This is a genomic window from Caballeronia cordobensis (genome assembly GCF_001544575.2).
In the GTDB taxonomy this organism is placed as follows: domain Bacteria; phylum Pseudomonadota; class Gammaproteobacteria; order Burkholderiales; family Burkholderiaceae; genus Caballeronia; species Caballeronia cordobensis.
Map to the genome: position 1 here is coordinate 65,728 of NZ_FCNY02000013.1, position 20,667 is coordinate 86,394.

Consider the following 20,667-nt stretch of genomic DNA (forward strand, 5'->3'; position numbering starts at 1 on the left):
GTGTTCGAATCCTAGAACATCGGGCAGCGCGTATTCTAACCGCGTCCGTCCCCAATCAAATGCGCGCGGAAGCTATGGATTATAAAGCAACGATAGTTCCGCGATTCGCTCGCCGACGTCAGTGGTCAGCCGGGATCGGATTGAGACTGCGCCACATATACCAGGTCGCGACCGTGCGCCACGGTTCCCAGTTGGCCGCGACTTCGCGCGCCTCGCTGCGCGTGACCGGCTCGCCGCTGAAATAGTTGACGCTGATCGCCTGAATCAGGCCGAGATCGTCGAGCGGCAATACGTCCGGACGCGACAGATTGAAGATGAGGAACATCTCCGCCGTCCACCGGCCAATGCCGCGAATCTGCGTGAGTTCGGCGATCACGGCTTCGTCGTCCATCGACGTCCAGGCGTCGACATGCAGCGCACCCGACTCGAAGTGCTGCGCGAGATCGAGAATGTATTCAGCCTTGCGTCTCGACAGTCCGCACGCCTGCAGCTTGTCGTGACCGAGCTTGATGAAATGCGCGGGGTGAACTTCCGGGCACGCGGCCTTCACGCGTTCCCAGATGGCCTGCGCAGCCTTCGTCGAGATCTGCTGACCGGCGACCGAACGGGCGAGCGTGGAGAACGGATCGCCGAGATTGACGAGATGAATCTCGCCGAACTTCGGGATCAGCTTCTTGAGAATGCGGTCGCGCTTCATGAGATCGGCGCACGCGCGGTCCCAGTAGTCGGGACGCGTGACTTCACGCGTGAGCCCGCCGATCTGCACCGGCACCGTTGCATCCGCCGTAACGACGCGCGACTTGCGCACGACTTCGCCGTGCTGCGTGTCCGGAACGATCGCCTGCGCGTTCGCGCCGTCGCCCGCGACGGCGCGCCCGTTGCCCTTCAACGGCAACGCTTCGGCTTCTTCCGTGCCCGCTTTCGATGAACGCGCGACGCCGTTCACACGCGTCGCCGTTTCGGGCTTCGCGGCTTTCAGCGCGGCACTTTTCGCGGGCTTGACGATCGTGGTCTTGCGACCGCTCGCCGCGATGGCGCCGTCGATCTTCTGCGTATTCGTTTTCGTTTGCGCGCCGCGCGTTCGCTTCATTGCGCCCGACGCGTCGCTAACAGACGCGGGTCGCTTGACCGGCGTCTTCCTGGCCGTTGCCATCTTGCCTCCTGCCTGGTGAGTCGATCAGAGGGTTCGAATGTCCGCGTTCAAACGCGGCGCCATTCGGTCGACCCACCCGGTTTGTCTTCAAGCGCAATACCGGCTTCGAGCAATTCGGCGCGAATCCGGTCTGCTTCGGCATAGTTCTTCGCCTGCTTCGCGGCGATGCGCTCGGCGATCTTCGCTTCGATCTCCTGCGGCGTGAGCCCTTCCTGCGAACCCGTGCCGCCCGCCTGCTGCAGGAAGGCGCGCGGCTCGCGCTGGAGCAGACCGAGCACGCCCGCGAGTTCCTTGAGCTGGCGCGCAAGCGCGGCATCGCGCGTGCGGTTCACTTCGCTTGCGAGATCGAACAGCACCGACACGGCCACCGGCGTATTGAAGTCGTCGTTCATCGCTGACTGGAAACGCTGCGCGTTCGCTTCGTTCCAGTCAAGTTGCTGATTGTCCGGCTCGACATCCTTCAACGCCGTATATAGGCGCGTCAGTGCATTCTTTGCATCGTCGATATGCACATCGCTGTAATTCAGCGGCGACCGATAGTGTGCCCGCGCAATAAAGAAGCGCACGACTTCGGCATCAAATTTTTCAAGGACTTCGCGGATGGTGAAGAAGTTGCCGAGCGACTTCGACATCTTTTCACTATCGATCTGCACGAAGCCGTTGTGCATCCAGTAGTTCACGAACGTCTTGCCCGTCGCGCCTTCGCTCTGCGCGATCTCGTTCTCGTGATGCGGGAACTGCAGGTCCATGCCGCCGCCGTGGATGTCGAAATGATCGCCGAGCAGCGTGCAGCCCATCGCGGAACATTCGATGTGCCAGCCCGGACGCCCGCGTCCCCACTTCGAGTCCCAGCCGGAGTCGGCGGGCTCGCCCGCTTTCGCCTGCTTCCACAGCACGAAGTCGAGCGGATCTTCCTTCGCATCGTTGGCGGCAACGCGCTCTCCGGCGCGCAAGTCTTCGATCGACTTGCCCGAGAGCTTGCCGTAGTCGGCGAACTTGCGCACCGCGTAGTTCACGTCGCCGTCTTTCGCGTGATACGCATAGCCGTTCGCCTGCAACGCATCGATCATGCCGAGCATCTGCGGGATGAAGTCGGTTGCGCGCGGTTCGATATCCGCACGCGCGACGCCGAGCGCATCCATGTCCTCGTGCATCGCGTCGATGAAGCGATGCGTGAGCGCCTTGATCGGCTCGTTGTTCTCGACGGCGCGGCGGATGATCTTGTCGTCGATGTCGGTAATGTTGCGTACGTATGTGACCTTGTAGCCCGACTCGCGCAGCCATCGCTGCACGATATCGAACACGACGAACATGCGCGCATGACCGACGTGACAATAGTCATACACCGTGATTCCGCAGACATACATGCGCACCTCGCCTTCGCGAAGCGGCGTGAAGAGTTGCTTGTCACGGGCGAGCGTGTTGTAGATGCGCAGCGAATTCATAGAAGGCGAAGCGTAGACCGGAAGCAACCGCGTGCCGGAAAGCAGACGGCGTGAACGATGCGTGCGAGAGCGCGATAGACGCACACGCGAGCGCGAACACGACGGTCATGCGACCAGGACGGAGACGGCCACGAGTGGCGAAAGACAGTCTGAGGCCGGCGCCGGATGCGCGCTTGAAACAGCAAGCGCAAGACGCGTGCGCGGGACGTGCAGACCTTTTGTTAGAATGGGTCGGAGTATAACACCGGGACCTGAGCCTATGAAATGTCGAAGCGGCCGCGCGGCGGGCATCGCATGCCGCGCTTTGCGCCCGGTCGAAAGCCTTGCCGGACAGCATGCCGCATCGGGCGTTTCTGCTCGCTTCATGCTTCGCGCATCGAAACGTTCGCCGTCTCTTTCGCCGCTTTCGTGGCTTCTTTCGCTGCATCATTCATTGACTCGATTCCAAGTGACTCCACGCCAAGCGCGCACGCCTCTGCAACTCTCTTGCCGGTCCGCCTCCGGGTCGCTTTCCGGAAAGCTCGGCGCTTTTGCCGCACGCACGCTCGCCATCGCGACGCTCGGCCTGGCCGCCTGCATCGGCATGCCGGCCGCCGCGCTCGCGCAGACTTCGCCCGCCACGCGCGACGACACGCCGCAAATCGACGCGGCCATCGCGAACAAGCAGTGGAACGACGCGCTCACGCAACTCGACGCGCGCATCGCGAGCAATCCGCGCGACGCGCAGGCGAAGTTCAAGCGCGCCACCGTGCTCGCGCGCCTGAATCGCGACGACGAAGCCATCGCCGCCTTCACCGAGCTCACGCAGACGTATCCCGAGCTGCCCGAGCCGTACAACAACCTCGCTGCGCTCTATGCCAAGAAGGGGCGCTACGAAGACGCGCGCGCCGCGCTCGAAACCGCCGTCAAGGCGAACCCCGGCTACGCGCTCGCCTATGACAATCTCGGCGATCTTTATTTGCGGCTTGCGAGCGAGTCGTACAAGCGCGCGCAATCGCTCGGCTCGAAGAGTCCGCTGACGAGCCAGCGCATCGCGGCGATCCAGCGAATCTACGCGCCGCCGAAAAAGCGCGCGGCCACCGCCGACGATGCCTCGGGCGCGCGCGCCGCGGCAGCGCCGGGCGCGTCCGCGGACGAATGGACGCCGGCATCGGGCGTGAACGGGTCCGCCGGCACGGGCGCGGCGATACCCTCGCCCGACGAATACTCGCCGTTCGGCGGCCCGACGAGCCCGCTGCCCACGGCGCCCTACGTGGCGCCGAAGACACAGCCCTAAGGGGAAGCGTTAAGCGCGAGCCGCGCGTGTGCAGCCGCGCGCGGTAAGCTGTCGCCTCGCATCGCGGTATCGGGCGCTTGCCTTCGCGGTCGACTGTTTGCATTCACCACACGAGGATCGATCCTTCATGAAAGTCCTGATGTTGGCGCTCTCGAGCGCTGCCCTGATCGCGAGCGCGCCCGCGTTCGCCCAGCCCAACGCGCAGGCCGCGCACCCCGTCGTGCTCATCAAGACCACGCAAGGCGACATCAAGGTCGAGCTGTATCCGGAGAAGGCGCCGAAGACCGTGGCGAACTTTCTCGATTACGTGAAGTCCGGTCAATACAGCGGCACGATCTTTCATCGCGTGATTCCGGGCTTCATGATCCAGGGCGGCGGCTATAGCACGAGCTTCGCCGAGAAGCCGACGCGCGCGCCGATCCCGCTCGAAAGCCGCAATGGCCTGAAGAACGCCACCGGCACGATCGCGATGGCGCGCACGAGCGACCCGAACTCGGCCACCGCGCAGTTCTTCATCAATACGGTCGATAATGCGGGTCTCGACTATCCGAGCCCGGACGGCAACGGTTACGCGGTATTCGGCAAGGTCGTCGGCGGCATGGACGTCGTGAAGAAGATCGAAGGCAGCCCGACGACCTCGCGCGGCCCGATGCAGAACGTGCCGCAAAAGCCGACCGTGATCGAATCCGCCGCGGTGGTCACGCAGTAACACGCAGCGCCCTTCACGCCCGCGGCGCGCGCAAGCATTCGCGCCGCGGCTCAATCAAACACACCGGAGAGAACATCATCATGGTCGAACTGCATACGAACCACGGCGTCATCAAGCTCGAACTGAACGCCGAAAAAGCACCGAAGAGCGTCGAAAACTTCCTCAACTACGTGAAGAAGGGTCATTACGACAACACCGTGTTCCACCGCGTGATCGACGGCTTCATGATCCAGGGCGGCGGCTTCGAGCCGGGCATGAAGCAAAAGCCGACCGACGCGCCGATCGACAACGAAGCCAACAACGGTCTGACGAACGAATCGGGCACGATCGCGATGGCGCGCACGAACGATCCGCATTCGGCGACCGCCCAGTTCTTCATCAACGTGAAGGACAACGACTTCCTGAACCATTCGTCTCCGACGCCGCAAGGCTGGGGCTACACGGTGTTCGGCAAGGTCGTGGAAGGCATGGACGTGGTCGAGAAGATCAAGAAGGTCAAGACCGGCTCGAAGGGCTTCCACCAGGACGTGCCGGTCGACGACGTGGTGATCGAGAAGGCCGTCGTGGTCTGATCCCGGCCGTTGCATGATCGATACGAAGACTTCTTCCGATCGTGAAGCAGCGGGCGCAGCGAATCACGCGCGCCCGCTGTTTTTCATTGCGGACCTGCATCTCTCCGAAGCGATTCCGAAGACGGTCGCCGCGTTCGAGCATTTCATCGAGGTCACGGCAAACGACGCCGACTCGGTTTTCATCCTCGGCGACCTGTTCGAGTTCTGGATCGGCGACGACATCCTCGACGCCTCCGCAAGCGACGCTCGCGCGAGCTTCGCGCGCCGCATGACGCGTCTTCTGCACACGCTGACCGAGCGCGGCATCGGCCTTTACGTGATGCGCGGCAATCGCGATTTCCTGCTGGGCAAGCGCTTCATGAAAGACGCGGGCGCGATGTCGCTGCCCGATCCGTTCGTCATCACCGCATTTGGCAAGCGCATCGTGCTCGCCCACGGCGACGGTCTCTGCACGGCCGACCGCGCCTATCAGCGTTTTCGCGCCTTCGCGCGCAACGCCTTCGCGCAGCGGCTCTTTCTCGCGCTGCCGCTCGACACGCGGCTCGGCATTGGCCAGCGCATGCGCACGAAAAGCGAGGGCGCGCGCGTGATGGGCGTCTCGGCCAAATACGACGTGACGAAAAAAGCCGTGTCCGAGGTTTTCATCCGCAATCACACCGACACGCTGATTCACGGCCATACGCATCGGCCGGCGATGCATCGCGAAGTCGAAGGCGTACGCTGGGTGCTGCCCGACTGGGAGCTCGACGCGAACACGCCGCGCGGCGGCTATCTGCGTCTCGACGAAAACGGCGTGCGCGCGCTGCCGCTCTAACGCCCGACCGAAGCCGTACGCTCGGACTGCTCTTCGCTCTTGCCGTCCATCGACGTGCACAGGCGCTTGAGATCGATGAGCGCGGCGCCATCCACGCCATTGAGCGCTTCCACGCGCGCGCCGAGCCGTTCGAGCGCCGCGACGATCTCGTCGATGCGCTGCGTCTGCGTCGATGCGTGATCGATGAGACCGTGGATCGCGAGCGAGACGGGATCGTCGGCGTTCGGCGTGATGCCGTAGGCGCAGAAACCCTCGCGCTTCGTTTCCTTCGGCTTCGACACCGCCGGCATCACGATGCGCGCCGGATTGCCCACCGCCGTGCCGCCCGCCGGCACCGGCTTGACGACGACGGCGTTCGAGCCGATCTTCGCGTCCGCGCCGACCGTGAAGCCGCCGAGCACTTTCGCGCCCGCGCCGACGATCACGCCGCGCTCGAGCGTCGGATGCCGTTTCGCGCCGCGCGTGAGCGACGTGCCGCCGAGCGTCACGCCCTGATAGATCGTGCAGTCGTCGCCGATCTCGGCCGTTTCGCCGATCACGACGCCCATGCCGTGATCGATGAACACGCGCCGTCCGAGCGTCGCGCCCGGATGGATTTCGATGCCCGTGAGAAAACGCGCGATCTGCGACACGAAACGCGCGAGCCAGCGCCGTTGCCCGCGCCAGCACGCGTGTGCGAAGCGATGCAGCACGATCGCATGCAGGCCGGGATAACACGTCACGACTTCCCAGGCGCTGCGTGCGGCGGGATCGCGCTCGCGGATGGCGGCGATGTCTTCGCGAAGTCGTTCGAACATGGCGATGTCTCTGATTGGGGGCGGATAGGCGTGTATCGCGTGTATCGGCTAATGCACGAAGCGTGCAATGCTTATATCGGCTGTCGCCGTTTTTCGCCGATTGTAGGACGAGCGCGGCGAGTCTGCCCGATGCCCCCGATGGCAGCGCGGTCGCTTGCGCGCTAGCCTTTTTTCGCGCGCAGCAGGATGTGCTTCGCGATGCCCCGCAGAATATTCACTTCTTCGCGCTCCAGCCCCGAACGCGCAAAAAGCCGCCGCACGCGCGACATCAGCTTCTTCGGATTCGCCGGATCGAGAAAATCGAGCGCGACGAGCGCGTCTTCGAGATGCGCGTACATGCCTTCGATTTCCTCGCTCGATGCGCTCTGCTCCGCCGACTCGACGACCGCGAGCGCGCTCGGACTCGCCTGAAACGCGAGCCGCAGTTCGTAGGCGAGCACCTGCACGGCCTGCGCGAGATTGAGCGAGCTATACGCGGGATTGGCCGGAATATGCGCGAGCGCGCTGCAGCGCTCGACATCCGCATTCGAAAGCCCGGTGCGCTCGTTGCCGAACACGAGCGCGATATCGCCATGACGCACGTATTCGTGCGCGCGTTCGGCGAGCGCGCGCGGCGGCATCTGCGGCGGGCCGTACTCGCGCATGCGCGCGGTCAGCGCGACCGACCAGCGCACGCCGACGAGCGCATCGGCGAGCGTATCGACGACATGCGCGGACGCGAGCACGTCGTCGGCGCCCGAGGCCATCGCGACGGCTTCCGGCTCGTTCTTGACATCGGGCACGCGCGGCGCGACGAGGACGAGGCGCGCGAAGCCCATCGTCTTGAGCGCGCGCGCGGCCGCGCCGACATTGCCCGGATGACTGGGCTCGACAAGGATGAAGCGCGTGGACGTGAAGCCGCCGGCAGGCGCGGAAAGATCGGTGTGTTCCAAAGCGCGATATGTGCTGAATGTGCGAACCCGATATGTTAACGCGCTTTGGCCGCGCTTCTCCACGGGCTTGACAGCGACTTTCGGGTAAAATGGCGCCTTCGCGCGCCGCGAACGGTTTTCCGAGTCAGTCGGACCCTCGCGCGAACGCCCCGCTCTTATTCAATTCGTCTTTCGTCGACCTAGTCGTTGTCGCCAACTTTTCGCCCGCATGCGCTCGGCCCGAGCCTTGCCGGGCGGCCAGAGGATTTCGCTCATGCATCCGATGCTCAATATCGCTGTCAAGGCCGCGCGCCGCGCCGGACAGATCATCAATCGCGCTTCGCTCGATCTGGATCGCATCCAGGTCAGCAAGAAACAGCACAACGATTTCGTGACGGAAGTCGACAAGGCGTCCGAAGCCGCCATCATCGAGACGCTGCACACCGCCTATCCCGACCACTCGATTCTCGCCGAAGAGTCCGGCGAAACCGATCGCGAATCGGAATTCCAGTGGATCATCGATCCGCTCGACGGCACCACCAACTTCATCCACGGCTTTCCGTATTACTGCGTGTCGATCGCGCTCGCGCATCGCGGCGTGGTGCAGCAGGCGGTCATCTACGATCCGACCCGCAACGACCTCTTCACCGCGTCGCGCGGCCGCGGCGCGTATCTGAACGAGCGGCGCATCCGCGTCGGCAAGCTGGACCGTCTGTCCGATTCGCTGATCGGCACGGGCTTCCCGTTCCGCGATGGCCAGGGCCTGAACGCCTACATGCGCCTTTTCAGCGAGATGACGCTCTCGTGCGCCGGCCTGCGGCGTCCGGGCGCGGCCGCGCTCGATCTCGCGAACGTCGCGGCCGGAAGGCTGGACGGCTTCTTCGAGCAGGGCATCCATCCGTGGGACGTCGCCGCGGGCAGCCTGATCGTGACGGAAGCGGGCGGGCTCGTCGGCAACTACACGGGCGAATCGGATTTCCTGTTCAAGAACGAGATCGTCGCCGCCAATCCGAAGGTCTACGCGCAGATGGTCAAGATTCTCGACATGTACTCGCGCACGCGCCTGACCGGCGAATAAGCCTGACCGGCGGGGCGCTTCTTCGCGCTCCGCTGCATTCCTCCGCGTTTTTCCTCTCCGCGCGCCGGGCGCGCCGCCTGCTCTGCATCGAATGCAGGGCTCCGTTACAGTGCATCTTTTTCCCTCGCCGTTCAGGGCGATGCGCGCTCCTTCCGCCCTTCCCCCGCTTTTCCGCCGCGCGCGCCGCGCCCCACCGCCTGCCCGCTCATGAAAAAAGGCTTCTACACGATCATCGCCGCGCAATTCGTTTCGTCGCTCGCCGACAACGCGCTTCTGATCGCCGCGATCGCCATGCTCGCCGTCGTGCATTCGGCGCCGTGGGTCACGCCGCTTCTGCAAATCTTCTTCTCGATTTCCTACGTGCTGCTCGCGCCATTCGTCGGCGCTTTCGCCGATGCCATCCAGAAGCGCCACGTCATGTTCGTCTCGAACGCGCTCAAGGCAGCCGGCTGCGCGATGATGATCGCCGGCGCGCATCCGATGCTCGCGTACGGCGTCGTCGGCCTCGGCGCGGCCGCGTATTCGCCGGCGAAATACGGGATTCTCACGGAGCTGCTGCCGCCGCAAAAGCTGATCGCGGCGAACGCGTGGCTCGAATCCGCGACGGTCGGCTCGACGATCCTCGGCACTGTCATCGGCGGCGCGCTCGTGTCGCAGGTCGTCGCGCGCTGGGTCACGCATGCGCATCTGCCGTTCGTGTCCACCGCCGCGCACGCCGCGCTCTTCGCGGTGATGCTCATTTACGTGTCGGCGGCCGTCATCAACGTGTTCATTCCCGACACCGGCGCGCGCTACCCGAACCTGCTGACCGAGCCGACCAAGCTCGTCCAGGATTTCTCGCACGGCTTCAAAGTCCTGTGGCGCGACAAGCTCGCGCAGATCGCGCTGTGGGTCACGACGCTGCTCTGGGGCGCGGCCGTCACGCTGCAACTGCTCGTGCTCAAGTGGGCCGATGCCAATCTGGGCCTGACGCTCTCGAAGGCCGCCGTGCTTCAGGGTGTGACGGGCCTGGGCATCGCGCTCGGCGCCGCGGCGGCGTCCGCGTGGATCGTGCTGCGCCAGTCGCTCAGGGTGCTGCCGGTCGGCGTGCTGATCGGCTTGGTCGCGGTCGCGATGGCCTTCTACAACAAGGACCTGTTCCCTGCGGGCGCGGGCGTGCAGATCGGCCCTTTTTACGCGCCCGCGTACATCCTGATGGCCTATCCGCTGATGATCGGGCTCGGCGGCCTGTCCGGCTTTTTCATCGTGCCGATGAATGCGGTCCTCCAGCATCGCGGCGCCACGCTCCTTTCCGCCGGGCATTCGATCGCGGTGCAGAACTTCAATCAGAACATCGCCGTGCTGTCGATGCTCGGCGCCTACGCCCTGCTGCTCACGGTCAAGGTGCCGGTGCAGTGGATCATCGTCGTGTTCGGACTGTTCGTCTGCCTGATGATGGCGCTCGCGATGCGCCGTCACACCCGCAACGAGCGCGAAACCGACCTTGTTGCGCTAGTTGAGGAATGAACCTTGCTCGACGGTGTATTCTGGGTTCATACCCCCAGCCCGGCTGAGGAGGATCAAAGGGAGGGAACGCAGGCGGCGGGGCCAAGTCGTAGGTTGCATGGCGGTTGTAAGCGGCGCGCCGGGCCTTTCCCGCGGCACGAGGCCGCACACAGCGAACCCGGCGTGATTCTTCCTCGGCAACGTCAATAAAGGAGCATGGAAAATGGGATTGTTCACACGTTCGACGCTCGACAGCAAAATCAATGGCGCCGCCGATATCGGCCAGCGCGCGGTGCGCGGTGCGAGCGACGCGGTCGATTCGGCCAGCGGCCAGTTGCGCAGCCTGCTCGACGATCTGGAAAGTTCGATTCTGAACGCGAAGGACATCGATGCCGACAAGCTGCGCAAGGAGTTGCAATCGAAACTCAAATCCGCGCGTTCGCAGATGAACGGCGCGGGCGGCGCGATCTCGGGCAAGCTCGGCGATGCAGCCGGTTACGCCGACGACTTCGTGCACGACAAGCCGTGGCACACGCTCGGCGCGGTGGCGGGGCTCGCGCTGCTCGTCGGCTATCTCGCCGGGCGCACGTAACGAACGCAGCGTTCTTCTGCATGCGCCGCCGGAACGGGCTTGCGCTCGTTCCGGCGGCAAGCGGCGTTGCCGCGCGTCTCGTCCCCTAGGGGCGGGCGCGGATCAACGTTGGCCGTCCGGCCGGCTCGCGCTCATCCCTCGACAGGTTAAACTCATGCCCTATCGGCCAATCGGCGGCCGGCGCACGTCGCGCCCGGCCGTCTGGCCGTTCCTGCTTCCACCGCACGCAAGATGGGCACTCACACGGCTACTCCCGACACCTCCACCGACACCACGCCGCTCGCGGACCTGTCCCAGCACACTCCGATGATGCAGCAGTATCTGCGCATCAAGGCGGAGCATCCTGGCACGCTCGTTTTCTACCGCATGGGCGATTTCTACGAGCTTTTCTTCGACGACGCCGAGAAAGCCGCGCGCCTGCTCGATCTCACGCTCACGCAGCGCGGCGCGTCCGGCGGCAATCCGATCAGAATGGCCGGCGTGCCGCATCACGCGTGCGAGCAATATCTCGCCAAGCTGGTGAAGCTCGGCGAGTCGGTGGCGATTTGCGAGCAGATCGGCGATCCGGCGACATCGAAAGGTCCGGTCGAGCGCAAAGTGGTGCGCGTCGTCACGCCGGGCACGCTCACCGACGCCGCCCTGCTCTCCGACAAAAGCGACGTCTATCTGCTCGCGCTGTGCCCCGCGCACAACCGGCGCGGGGTGGTGACGAGCGTCGGGCTCGCGTGGCTCAATCTCGCGAGCGGCGCGCTGCGGCTCGCGGAAGTCGCGCCGGGACAAGTGAGCACGGCGCTCGAACGCATCCGTCCGGCCGAGACGCTCATCGCCGATTCGATCACGGACGTCCAGTCGTCGCTCGGCGTGACGCACCCCGGCGCGACCACGCGCGTTCCGGCCTGGCATTTCGATGTCGGGTCCGGCACGCAGCGGCTGCGCGAGCAACTCGATGTCGCGAGCCTCGACGGCTTCGGCGCGCAGACGCTCACGTGCGCATGCGGCGCGGCCGGCGCGCTGCTGCTCTACGCCGCCGCGACGCAAGGTCAGCAGTTGCGCCACGTGCGCAGCCTGAAGGTCGAGTACGAATCGGAATACATCGGGCTCGATCCCGCCACGCGGCGCAATCTCGAACTCACGGAAACGCTGCGCGGCACCGAATCGCCCACGCTGTTCTCCCTGCTCGACACCTGCTGCACGACGATGGGCAGCCGTCTCTTGCGCCACTGGCTGCATCATCCGCCGCGCGATGCATCGATTGCGCAGGCGCGCCAGCACGCGATCGGCGCATTGCTCGACGCGCCCACGAGCGGCGGCCTCGACACCTTGCGCGGCGCGCTGCGCAAGATCTCGGATATCGAGCGCATCACGGGGCGCCTTGCGCTGCTGTCGGCGCGGCCGCGCGATCTGTCGAGCCTGCGCGACACGTTCGCGGCCCTGCCCGACCTGCAAGTGCGCGTCGCGGACGTGGCGGCGCATGCGTCGGCGCTGGAACGCATCGGCGCGGCGCTCGAACCGCCGCGCGAATGTCTCGATCTCCTGACCAACGCGATCGCACCCGAGCCCGCCGCGCTGATTCGCGACGGCGGCGTGATCGCGCGCGGCTACGATCCGGACCTCGACGAATTGCGCGATATTTCGGAGAACTGCGATCAGTTCCTGATCGATCTCGAAGCGCGCGAGCGCGCGCGCACGGGCATCGCGAATCTGCGTGTCGAGTACAACAAGGTGCATGGCTTCTATATCGAAGTCACGCGCGGTCAGACCGACAAGGTGCCGGACGACTATCGCCGTCGTCAGACGTTGAAGAACGCAGAGCGCTACATCACGCCGGAACTGAAGGCGTTCGAAGACAAGGCGCTGTCCGCGCAGGAGCGCGCGCTCGCACGCGAACGCGCGCTCTACGACGCGCTGCTGCAAAGCCTGCTGCCGTTCCTCGCGGATTGCCAGCGCGTGGCCGGCGCGCTCGCCGAACTCGACCTGCTGTGCGCGTTCGCCGAGCGTGCGCGCGCGCTCGACTGGGTCGCGCCCGAATTCACCGCCGATGCCGGCATCGAGATCGAGCAAGGCCGGCATCCGGTCGTCGAGGCGCAGGTCGAGCAGTTCATCGCCAACGATTGCCGTCTGAGCGACGAGCGCAAGCTGCTGCTCATCACCGGCCCGAACATGGGCGGTAAATCGACCTTCATGCGCCAGACCGCGTTGATCGCGCTGATGGCTTACGTCGGCAGCTACGTGCCCGCGAAGCGTGCGCGTTTCGGCGCGCTCGACCGCATCTTCACGCGCATCGGCGCAGCGGACGACCTCGCGGGCGGGCGCTCGACCTTCATGGTCGAAATGACCGAAGCGGCGGCCATTCTCAACGACGCGAGCGCATCGAGCCTCGTGCTGATGGATGAAATCGGGCGCGGCACCTCGACCTTCGACGGCCTCGCACTCGCCTGGGCGATCGCGCGGCATCTGCTCACGCACAACGCCTGCTATACGCTTTTCGCCACGCATTACTTCGAGCTCACGCAACTGCCCTCGGAGTTCGCGCAAGCGGCCAACGTGCATCTGTCGGCGGTCGAGCACGATCACGGCATCGTGTTTCTGCATGCGGTGAGCGAAGGACCGGCCAACCAGAGCTACGGCCTCCAGGTCGCGCAGCTCGCAGGCGTGCCGGCGGCGGTCATTCGCGCGGCGCGCAAGCATCTCGTGCATCTCGAACAGCAATCGATCGGCCATCCCACGGCGCAGTTCGATCTGTTCGCGAGCCAGCCGTATGCGCCCTACGACGACGAGCCGCCGCACGAAGACAAAGACGAAGCGAAGGCCGACGCGCCCGAGCATCCGGCGATGCAGAAGCTGCGCGCGCTGGACCCGAACGAGCTGCGTCCGCGCGAGGCGCTCGATCTGCTCTACGAACTGCATGAACTGGCGAACGCCGCGCCGGACGCATCGCGCTGAGCGTGCCGTAGCGGCCGCGCTCGTCTGCGGCGCGCTCTTCTTCGGCACGCACCGGCAGGCGCATGCGCAAGGCGACGCGCCGCTCGCCTTCGCCGTGATCGCCGACGCACTCACCCGCCCCGCCGACGAAGCGCCCGTGCGCCGCATGCTCGATGCGATCGGGCGCGACGGCGGCATCGCGTTCATCGTCTACGACGGCAATCTGAAGGGCGCCGCCGAACCGTGCCGCGACAGCGTCTATCAGTCGCGGCACGAGGTGCTCGACGCGTCGCGCACACCGCTCGTGCTGCTGCTCGGCCAGCGCGACTGGGCCGATTGCAGCGGCGCGCATGCCGGCGCTTACGATCCGGTCGAACGGCTCGATTTCGTCCGTCAGCTCTTTTTCACGGATGCGAATGCGCTCGGACAAAGCGCGCTCACGCTGTCGCGCGAAAGCGATGTCGCGCGCTTTCGCACCTTTCGCGAAATCGTGCGCTGGCAGTCGCAGGGCGTCGCGTTCATCGGCCTGAACGTGCCGAGCCCGAACAATCACTATCTGACCGCGGGCGGGCGCAACGGCGAATTCGAAGATCGCGCGGTCGCGACGAGCTTCTGGCTCGAACACGCGGCGGAATCGGCGCGGCGTACCGACATGCGCGCGCTCGTCGTCCTGTTTCAGGGCGATCCGGATTTTTCGCGCTACGAACACCGCGATCGCTTCGCGTGGCTGCGCTTCTCGCGCTCGAATCAGCCCCGCGACGGCTTTCTCGAACTCAAGCGCAGTCTCGTGAAGGCGGCGGAAATTTTTCGCGGGCCGGTCATCGTGATTCACGGCACCGATGCGCCCGAGCCGAACGGCTTCCACATCGATCAGCCCTTGCGCAACGACAAGGGATTGATCGTCACGAATCTCACGCGCGTGGCGCTCGCGTTGAAGAAGCCGCAATCGCAATGGCTCGAAGTGCAAAGCGATGCGCAATGGCATCCACCGTTTCGGCTGCGCGTGCGCGACGTGAAAGAGACGCGCGCGCGTGAACCGATCGCGCCGCCGCCCGAAACACCCTCGCAATTGAGCACGCCGTTCGTTCCGTATCCAGACGCGTATCCGACGCCCTCTTCCGCGCCTCATCTGGGCTTGCCGCGCAACGATCTGCCCGAGTCGCTGCCCGCGCCGCCGTCGATGCCGCTGCCGGCCTCCGATTTGCCGCCGATTCTCACGCCGCCGCAGTCATCGCCGCCGCAGTCGTCACCGCAATCATCGTCGCCGCAATCTCTGCCGCCGATCTTTCCCGTGCCAGCGACGCCTGCGAGCGCCGCCGGCAAATAAAAAAGCGCAGCCTCGGCTGCGCTTTCCTTCTTCGTCCGACGCGCTCAGTGCAGCGTCGGACCTGCGTTCTTGCGCGGTTCGTCGTCATCGTCGTCTTCGTCTTCGTCGACGACATGCAGGCCGTCCGCCCCATGCGCGTGCTGATGCTCGATTTCGTCTTCGGTCGCGGTGCGCACTTCCTGCACCGAGAGCGCGAAGCGTAGCGCCATGCCCGCGAGCGGATGATTGCCGTCGAGCACGACCTTGTCTTCGGCGACATCCGTCACGGTGTAGATGAGCGAATCGATGTCGTCGTCGCCGTCTTCGGGCGTGCCTTCGAACTGCATGCCGACTTCGAGCGGCTCGGGAAAGCGGTTGCGCTCTTCGATCTTCACGAGTTCGGGATCGTACTCGCCGAACGCGTCCTGCGGTTCGAGCTGGATCAGCGTTTCATAACCGGCTTCGTGACCGTCGAGCGCTTCCTCGATCTTGGGGAACGTGCCATCATAGCCGCCGTGCAGATAGACCATCGGCTCGTCGCTCTCCTCGATCAGATTGCCTTGCGCATCCGATAGCTTGTACGCGACCGAAACGACAGTGTCTTTCGCAATTTTCATTGGATCCTCCAAGATACAAGCCTCGATTATACGATGCCGAAGCGGCCCCACCACGCACCCTCGAACCCCGTTTCCGGCCTTTGCTCGCCTGCTCGCGCGCCTTTGCCGGACGAACTCACGCCCTTGTTGGGCAACCGCACGCCGCGACAGTTCATGCGGCGTTACTGGCAGAAAAAGCCGCTGCTGATTCGCCAGGCTTTTCCCGATATCGCCGCGCCGCTCGCGCGCGACGAACTGTTCGAACTCGCCGATCTCGAAGACGTCGAGAGCCGTCTCATCACGCATTTTCGCAAGGCGTGGAATCTCGAGCACGGCCCCTTCGCGCCAGACGAACTGCCTTCGGTCAGAAAACGCGAATGGACGCTGCTCGTGCAAGGCGTGAACCTGCACGACGATCGCGCGCACGCGCTGATGAACCGGTTTCGCTTCATTCCGGACGCGCGCCTCGACGATCTGATGATCTCCTATGCGACCGATGGCGGCGGTGTGGGACCGCACTTCGACTCTTATGACGTGTTTCTGCTTCAGGTTCATGGCAAGCGCCGCTGGCGTATCGGCGCGCAGCGCGATCTCTCGCTAAAACCCGGATTGCCGTTGAAAGTTTTACAGCACTTCGAGCCGGAGCAGGAGTGGGTGCTGGAGCCCGGCGACATGCTGTATCTGCCGCCGCACATCGCACACGACGGCATCGCCGAGGGCGAGTGCATGACGGCGTCGATCGGCTTTCGCGCGCCGTCCGCGCACGAACTGACGGCGCAGTTCCTCTATCACCTCGCCGAACGCACGGGCGATGCGCCTGACAGCGCCCGCGCGAACGCACGCTATCGCGATCCGGGCCAGGAGCCCGTGGCGAATCCGGCGGCGCTGCCGGCGCTTCTCATCGAACGCGTTGGCGCGATCCTTGCGAACGTCGACTGGAGCGAAAAGGACATCGCCGAATTTTTAGGCACCTATTTGAGCGAGCCGAAAGCGAATGTCGTATTCGATTCGCCCGAACGCGCGTTGAATGAGCAAAAGTTTGTAGAGCGAGCCAAAAAAACAGGCATCGAACTGGATAGAAAGACTATTTTGCTCTATGACGCAAGGTCATTTTTCGTAAATGGAGAAGCCGCAGCGCTGTCTTCGAAGCTGAAAAAGTGGCTCCCGGAATTGGCCGATACACGGCGTCTGGAAGCGAAACGCTTTGTAACACTTACAGACGAATCGTCAATGACAGGGCTGCTGCACGAATGGTATCGTGCGGGCTGGATTCGGATGGGCGCTTTGCCTTGACAGGCTTGCCTTAACGAGACTTACCGGACGGCTGCGGATGCTTAAATTTTGCTGTTCCGCAATATGAAAGTTTGTATGAGAAAGACAACGTATCGGCCCCTGATTTATCGACGGTCGTTGCGAAAGTGCCTATAATTTCCGGCCAAGCCGTAGGAAGTCTCACACAAAAATGAATTGTGAGTCTCCACAGCGGCCCAGGTCGGTGTTGGAGCACACATTACCGGTACTTTGCGCTGTTGCTTACCTTTAACCATAAAAGGACGTGATCATGAAGAAATCCCTCCTCGTAGCATCCCTGTTGGCTGCTGTTGCTCTGGCTGCATGCAACAAGTCTAGCGAAACGGCTGCTCCGAGCGCTGCAAGCGAAGCCCCGGCAGCTTCGGCTCCGGCTGCTGCTGCTTCGGACGCAAACGCTGCTGCATCGAGCGCTTCGGCCGCTGCAAGCGACGCAGCTTCGGCTGCTGGCGCGGCTTCGGACGCTGCTGCTTCGGCTGCTGCCCCGGCATCGGGCGCAAGCCAGTAAGGCTTGCCGGCGCTTTTTGCGCCGTCATGCGACAGGCCGCTCAATGCGGCCCGTCAACGAAAAAACCGGCTCTTGGGCCGGTTTTTTCATATCTGCTTTTTTATCAGTTCTTCTGCGGGTTTCCTGCGCCGCACGGTGCGCCCAGCGCTGCGTCTAGAGCGCGAGCCAGTCGAAACCTTCGGCTTGCGTCGCCACCACTACATCGACGGCCGACGCGTCCAGCACCGCCGCGAGTGCCGCCTGCGCGAGATGCGGCAGATTGTTTTGCTGGCTGAGATGAGCGGCCACGAGATGACGCAGCCTCGAACGATCGAGCGATGCGAGTATGGCCGCCGCCGCTTCGTTGTTCAGGTGTCCGTGATTCCCGCCGATGCGCGCCTTGAGCATGGGCGGATAGCGGCTCGCGGCGAGCATCTCGACATCGTGATTGGATTCGAGCACGAGCGCGTCACAGCCGCTCAGCACGTTCGTGATGTGCGGCGTCGAAACGCCGACGTCCGTCAGCACGCCGAGGCGGCACGCGCCGTCGGAGAAGACGTATTGCAGCGGCTCGCGGGCGTCGTGAGGGACGGTGTAGGGCAGCACGCTCAGATCGCCGATAGCGACGCTCTCGTCGCCCCATAACACGTTCAATTCGACGCCGGCTTCATCGGCGCCGATCGCGCGCGCCGTGCCCCAGCTCATATGCAGCGGAATGGACCATTTGCGCGCGAGCGTCAGCGCGCTGCCGATATGGTCCGAATGCTCGTGCGTGATGACGATGGCGTCGAGATCTTCCACGCGGCAGTTCAGGCGCTCGAGACGGCGCGCGACTTCCTTGCCGGAGAAACCGCAATCGAGCAGCACGCGCGTGGTGGTCGTGCCGCTCGATGCCTCGACGAGCAACGCATTGCCCTCGCTGCCGCTGCCGAGACTGGCGAATCTCACGATGTCGTCGGCATGTCGTTTAGTTCAACTGCGCGTGCAGCAGGGAGACGATACGCTGCGCGTCGGACGAGGTGTCCGGCTGGCCGTTCGCATCGACGACGCCGACTTGCGTCACCGAATCCGCCTTCGGCTTCACGTTGACGAGGAACTGGCGCGTCGGCTTCGGCGTGTTGCTCGAGAACATCTTGCCGAAGATGCCTTCCTTCTTCAGCTCGGCCATCGAATCGGAGAAGTGCACGTAGTAGATGCCCTTCTCGCGGTCGCGATTGTCGACCGTGAAGTTCGTGCGATCGAGCGCGAGGCCCACGCGCAGCCAGGCGCGGTCGAACGGCTCGGCGAGATCGAGCGTGGAGCCGTTCGCGCCCGGGTCCACCGCCACCTTCGCACCCGCCGGGCGCGCCTCGGCGATCAGCTTCTTCGACTGGGCTTCGGTCAGGCCGAATTTCTGCATCAGCTTGCCGAGCACCGCGGATTCGAGCGCCGGATTGCGCGGACGCGCTTCCCAGCGCGAGGACGTCTTGTCCTGTCCCGTCAGCACTTCTTCCATCGCGCTGTGCGTGATGGAAATGTCGGTCGAGCCGTCCGATGCGCGGTCCACCTGCGTGCGGAACATGTCGCGCGTGCCCGACGAATACGCGAAATCCAGCAGCTTGCCCACGCTGTTCCTGAACCAGTCGCTCGGAATGTTCGCGCGGTTTTCGGCCCAGTCGGTCGCCATGATGCCGTTTTGCGCCGAATCGGTCTTGAGCGTGAAGCCGTTCTCTTCCCAGAACTCCTTGAGCGGACCCCAGATCTGGTCGGGCGAGCGGCCGTCGACTACGAGCCACTGGCGGTCGCCGTCCTTCTCGACGTGCATGCCGTACGGGTCTTGCGCCGTCGGCACGCCGAGCGTTGCATTGCCCGCGGGCGTGACCGCGCGTTCGGCTGCGCCGCCGAGCGCGTTGATCTTGGGCGGCGCGGCGTAGCGCTGGCTGATGTCGGCCGTGCTCAGATCGGACGGCACGCTGAGCGATGGCGCGGTTTCGGCGGCCTTGTAGTTGACGCGATCCGGCGCGAGCCAGTCGTTGAGCGTGTCGCAACCCGCGAGCGCGAACAGCGCGCTGGCGCCCAGCGACAGCACGCTCAGGCGTTTGGCTTGAGTAAGAAAAGCGGAACGTTTCATGAGGTCCTTCTTTGCTGCTGATGACGCATTGCTTCGCGCCGATTCCGCCCTAGCCGGGCAGGTCGACGAGTCCAATGAGCGGCGGTTGATGACTGAAGGCGTGGTTCATTTCGATCACTGGCGGCGGCGCGGGATTTCGATTCTTTGTGGCTTGGCGCGCCGCCTCGCGTGATCAGCCGAGCAGTCCGGATTCGCGCAACGCGTCACGCACGACGTCGTGATAGCGCGCGTCGAGCGGCGTGAGCGGCAGACGGATGCCGCCTTCCATGCGGCCCAGTTCGGCAAGCGCCCACTTGGCCGGAATCGGATTCGATTCGCAGAAGAGTTGCTTGTGCAGCGACAGCAGTTTCAGATGGATACGGCGCGCGGTGATGGCGTCGCCTTCCAACGCGGCGCGGCAAAGCTGGCTCATTTCCTTCGGCGCGACGTTCGCGGTGACCGAAATGTTGCCGTGGCCGCCGAGCAGCATCAGCGCGATGGCCGTGGGATCGTCGCCGCTGAAAATGCTGAACTGCGCCGGCGCGTGCTTGATCAGATGCGCCGCGCGGTCGATGTTGCCCGTTGCTTCCTTCACGCCGATGATGCCCGGCACTTGCGCGAGACGCAGGATGGTCTCGTTGCTCATGTCGGCAACGGTGCGGCCCGGCACGTTGTAGAGAATGACCGGCAGATCGACGGCTTCGGCGATCGCCTTGAAGTGGCGATACATGCCTTCCTGCGTCGGCTTGTTGTAATACGGAACCACTTGCAGCGTGGCGTCGGCGCCGACCTTTTTCGCGTGCTTCGAGAGTTCGATCGCTTCCGCGGTCGAATTGCCGCCCGCGCCCGCGATGATCGGAAAGCGCTTCGCCGCATGCTCGACGGCCGTCTGAATCATCAGGATGTGCTCTTCGACCGACAAAGTGGCCGATTCGCCGCTCGTGCCCACGACGACGAGACCGTTCGAGCCCTGTTCGACGTGCCAGTCGACCAGTTTTCGAAACGCCGGCAGATCGAGACTACCGTCCTCGTGCATCGGTGTGACGATGGCAGGAATGCTGCCGCGGATCTGGATGCCGCCGTGTGTTCCGTTTGTCATGAAACTCTATGAATTTAATCGAAAATTT

General features: G+C 64.3%; 20 protein-coding genes. 12 read left to right on the forward strand and 8 right to left on the reverse strand.

What is annotated here, in order from left to right; all coding sequences use genetic code 11:
- Positions 1 to 118 precede the first annotated feature (118 nt).
- Both AWB70_RS24200 and cysS read right to left on the reverse strand, forming a co-directional pair.
- Complete coding sequence (locus tag AWB70_RS24200; RefSeq protein ID WP_053568443.1) at positions 119 to 1,153, reverse strand: DNA-3-methyladenine glycosylase family protein; 1,035 nt, start codon at positions 1,151 to 1,153, stop codon at positions 119 to 121.
- Positions 1,154 to 1,200: 47 nt separating this feature from the next.
- The gene (cysS, locus tag AWB70_RS24205; RefSeq protein ID WP_053568444.1) at positions 1,201 to 2,598 is read right to left on the reverse strand and encodes a cysteine--tRNA ligase; all 1,398 of its coding nucleotides are present in this window, start codon (positions 2,596 to 2,598) and stop codon (positions 1,201 to 1,203) included.
- 583 nt (positions 2,599 to 3,181) lie between these two features.
- Between cysS and AWB70_RS24210 the strand changes: the two genes are divergently transcribed.
- From AWB70_RS24210 to AWB70_RS24225, 4 genes are all read left to right on the forward strand, one after another.
- The gene (locus tag AWB70_RS24210; RefSeq protein WP_235024341.1) at positions 3,182 to 3,874 is read left to right on the forward strand and encodes a tetratricopeptide repeat protein; all 693 of its coding nucleotides are present in this window, start codon (positions 3,182 to 3,184) and stop codon (positions 3,872 to 3,874) included.
- Positions 3,875 to 4,001: 127 nt separating this feature from the next.
- Positions 4,002 to 4,583, forward strand: a complete 582-nt coding sequence (locus tag AWB70_RS24215) for a peptidylprolyl isomerase (RefSeq protein WP_053568445.1) — start codon at positions 4,002 to 4,004, stop codon at positions 4,581 to 4,583.
- 80 nt (positions 4,584 to 4,663) lie between these two features.
- On the forward strand, positions 4,664 to 5,155 hold the full coding sequence (locus AWB70_RS24220) for a peptidylprolyl isomerase (protein ID WP_014191797.1): 492 nt from the start codon (positions 4,664 to 4,666) through the stop codon (positions 5,153 to 5,155).
- 13 nt (positions 5,156 to 5,168) lie between these two features.
- Entirely contained in the window at positions 5,169 to 5,969 is an 801-nt protein-coding gene (locus tag AWB70_RS24225) for a UDP-2,3-diacylglucosamine diphosphatase (RefSeq protein WP_053568446.1), read from the forward strand.
- On the opposite strand, the gene cysE is transcribed toward AWB70_RS24225, so the two are convergent.
- Positions 5,966 to 6,766 (reverse strand): serine O-acetyltransferase, encoded by an 801-nt coding sequence (gene cysE, locus AWB70_RS24230; protein ID WP_014191799.1) that lies wholly within the window; start codon positions 6,764 to 6,766, stop codon positions 5,966 to 5,968. The two genes, AWB70_RS24225 and cysE, sit on opposite strands and share 4 nt — an antisense overlap.
- A gap of 161 nt (positions 6,767 to 6,927) precedes the next feature.
- Entirely contained in the window at positions 6,928 to 7,698 is a 771-nt protein-coding gene (locus AWB70_RS24235; protein WP_053568447.1) for an RNA methyltransferase, read from the reverse strand.
- Positions 7,699 to 7,951: 253 nt separating this feature from the next.
- On the opposite strand from AWB70_RS24235, the gene AWB70_RS24240 reads away from it, so the two are divergent.
- From AWB70_RS24240 to AWB70_RS24260, 5 genes are all read left to right on the forward strand, one after another.
- On the forward strand, positions 7,952 to 8,755 hold the full coding sequence (locus tag AWB70_RS24240) for an inositol monophosphatase family protein (protein WP_014191801.1): 804 nt from the start codon (positions 7,952 to 7,954) through the stop codon (positions 8,753 to 8,755).
- Positions 8,756 to 8,962: 207 nt separating this feature from the next.
- Positions 8,963 to 10,261, forward strand: a complete 1,299-nt coding sequence (gene lplT, locus AWB70_RS24245) for a lysophospholipid transporter LplT (protein ID WP_053568448.1) — start codon at positions 8,963 to 8,965, stop codon at positions 10,259 to 10,261.
- Positions 10,262 to 10,463: 202 nt separating this feature from the next.
- Positions 10,464 to 10,832, forward strand: a complete 369-nt coding sequence (locus tag AWB70_RS24250) for an ElaB/YgaM/YqjD family protein (RefSeq protein ID WP_014191803.1) — start codon at positions 10,464 to 10,466, stop codon at positions 10,830 to 10,832.
- A 231-nt stretch (positions 10,833 to 11,063) separates the two neighbouring features.
- A complete protein-coding gene (gene mutS / locus AWB70_RS24255; protein WP_053568449.1) occupies positions 11,064 to 13,775 on the forward strand; it encodes a DNA mismatch repair protein MutS in 2,712 nt (903 codons plus the stop codon).
- Positions 13,738 to 15,081 carry a hypothetical protein gene (locus tag AWB70_RS24260; protein ID WP_053568450.1) on the forward strand — a complete coding sequence of 448 codons (1,344 nt, stop codon included), beginning with the start codon at positions 13,738 to 13,740 and terminating at the stop codon, positions 15,079 to 15,081. The genes mutS and AWB70_RS24260 overlap by 38 nt, the downstream gene beginning before the upstream one ends.
- Before the next feature lie 44 nt (positions 15,082 to 15,125).
- Here the strand turns inward: AWB70_RS24260 and AWB70_RS24265 are convergent, their stop codons facing one another.
- Entirely contained in the window at positions 15,126 to 15,677 is a 552-nt protein-coding gene (locus AWB70_RS24265; protein ID WP_014191806.1) for an FKBP-type peptidyl-prolyl cis-trans isomerase, read from the reverse strand.
- Positions 15,678 to 15,710: 33 nt separating this feature from the next.
- Here AWB70_RS24265 and AWB70_RS24270 point away from each other — a divergent pair, with 33 nt between their 5' ends.
- Positions 15,711 to 16,949, forward strand: coding sequence for a cupin domain-containing protein (locus AWB70_RS24270; protein WP_053568451.1), 1,239 nt, complete (start codon positions 15,711 to 15,713; stop codon positions 16,947 to 16,949).
- Between the two features lie 268 nt (positions 16,950 to 17,217).
- A complete protein-coding gene (locus AWB70_RS39355; RefSeq protein ID WP_041731112.1) occupies positions 17,218 to 17,472 on the forward strand; it encodes a hypothetical protein in 255 nt (84 codons plus the stop codon).
- Positions 17,473 to 17,625: 153 nt separating this feature from the next.
- Here AWB70_RS39355 and AWB70_RS24285 read toward each other — a convergent pair whose 3' ends face one another.
- Entirely contained in the window at positions 17,626 to 18,399 is a 774-nt protein-coding gene (locus AWB70_RS24285; protein WP_014191808.1) for an MBL fold metallo-hydrolase, read from the reverse strand.
- Positions 18,400 to 18,418: 19 nt separating this feature from the next.
- Entirely contained in the window at positions 18,419 to 19,561 is a 1,143-nt protein-coding gene (gene bamC, locus AWB70_RS24290) for an NlpB/DapX family lipoprotein (protein WP_053568453.1), read from the reverse strand.
- Here bamC and AWB70_RS38860 point away from each other — a divergent pair.
- Complete coding sequence (locus tag AWB70_RS38860) at positions 19,560 to 19,733, forward strand: hypothetical protein (protein WP_156903058.1); 174 nt, start codon at positions 19,560 to 19,562, stop codon at positions 19,731 to 19,733. The two genes, bamC and AWB70_RS38860, sit on opposite strands and share 2 nt — an antisense overlap.
- On the opposite strand, the gene dapA is transcribed toward AWB70_RS38860, so the two are convergent.
- Positions 19,734 to 20,639: a 4-hydroxy-tetrahydrodipicolinate synthase gene (gene dapA, locus AWB70_RS24295; protein WP_014191810.1), complete on the reverse strand. Its 906-nt coding sequence runs from the start codon at positions 20,637 to 20,639 to the stop codon at positions 19,734 to 19,736.
- Positions 20,640 to 20,667: the final 28 nt, after the last annotated feature.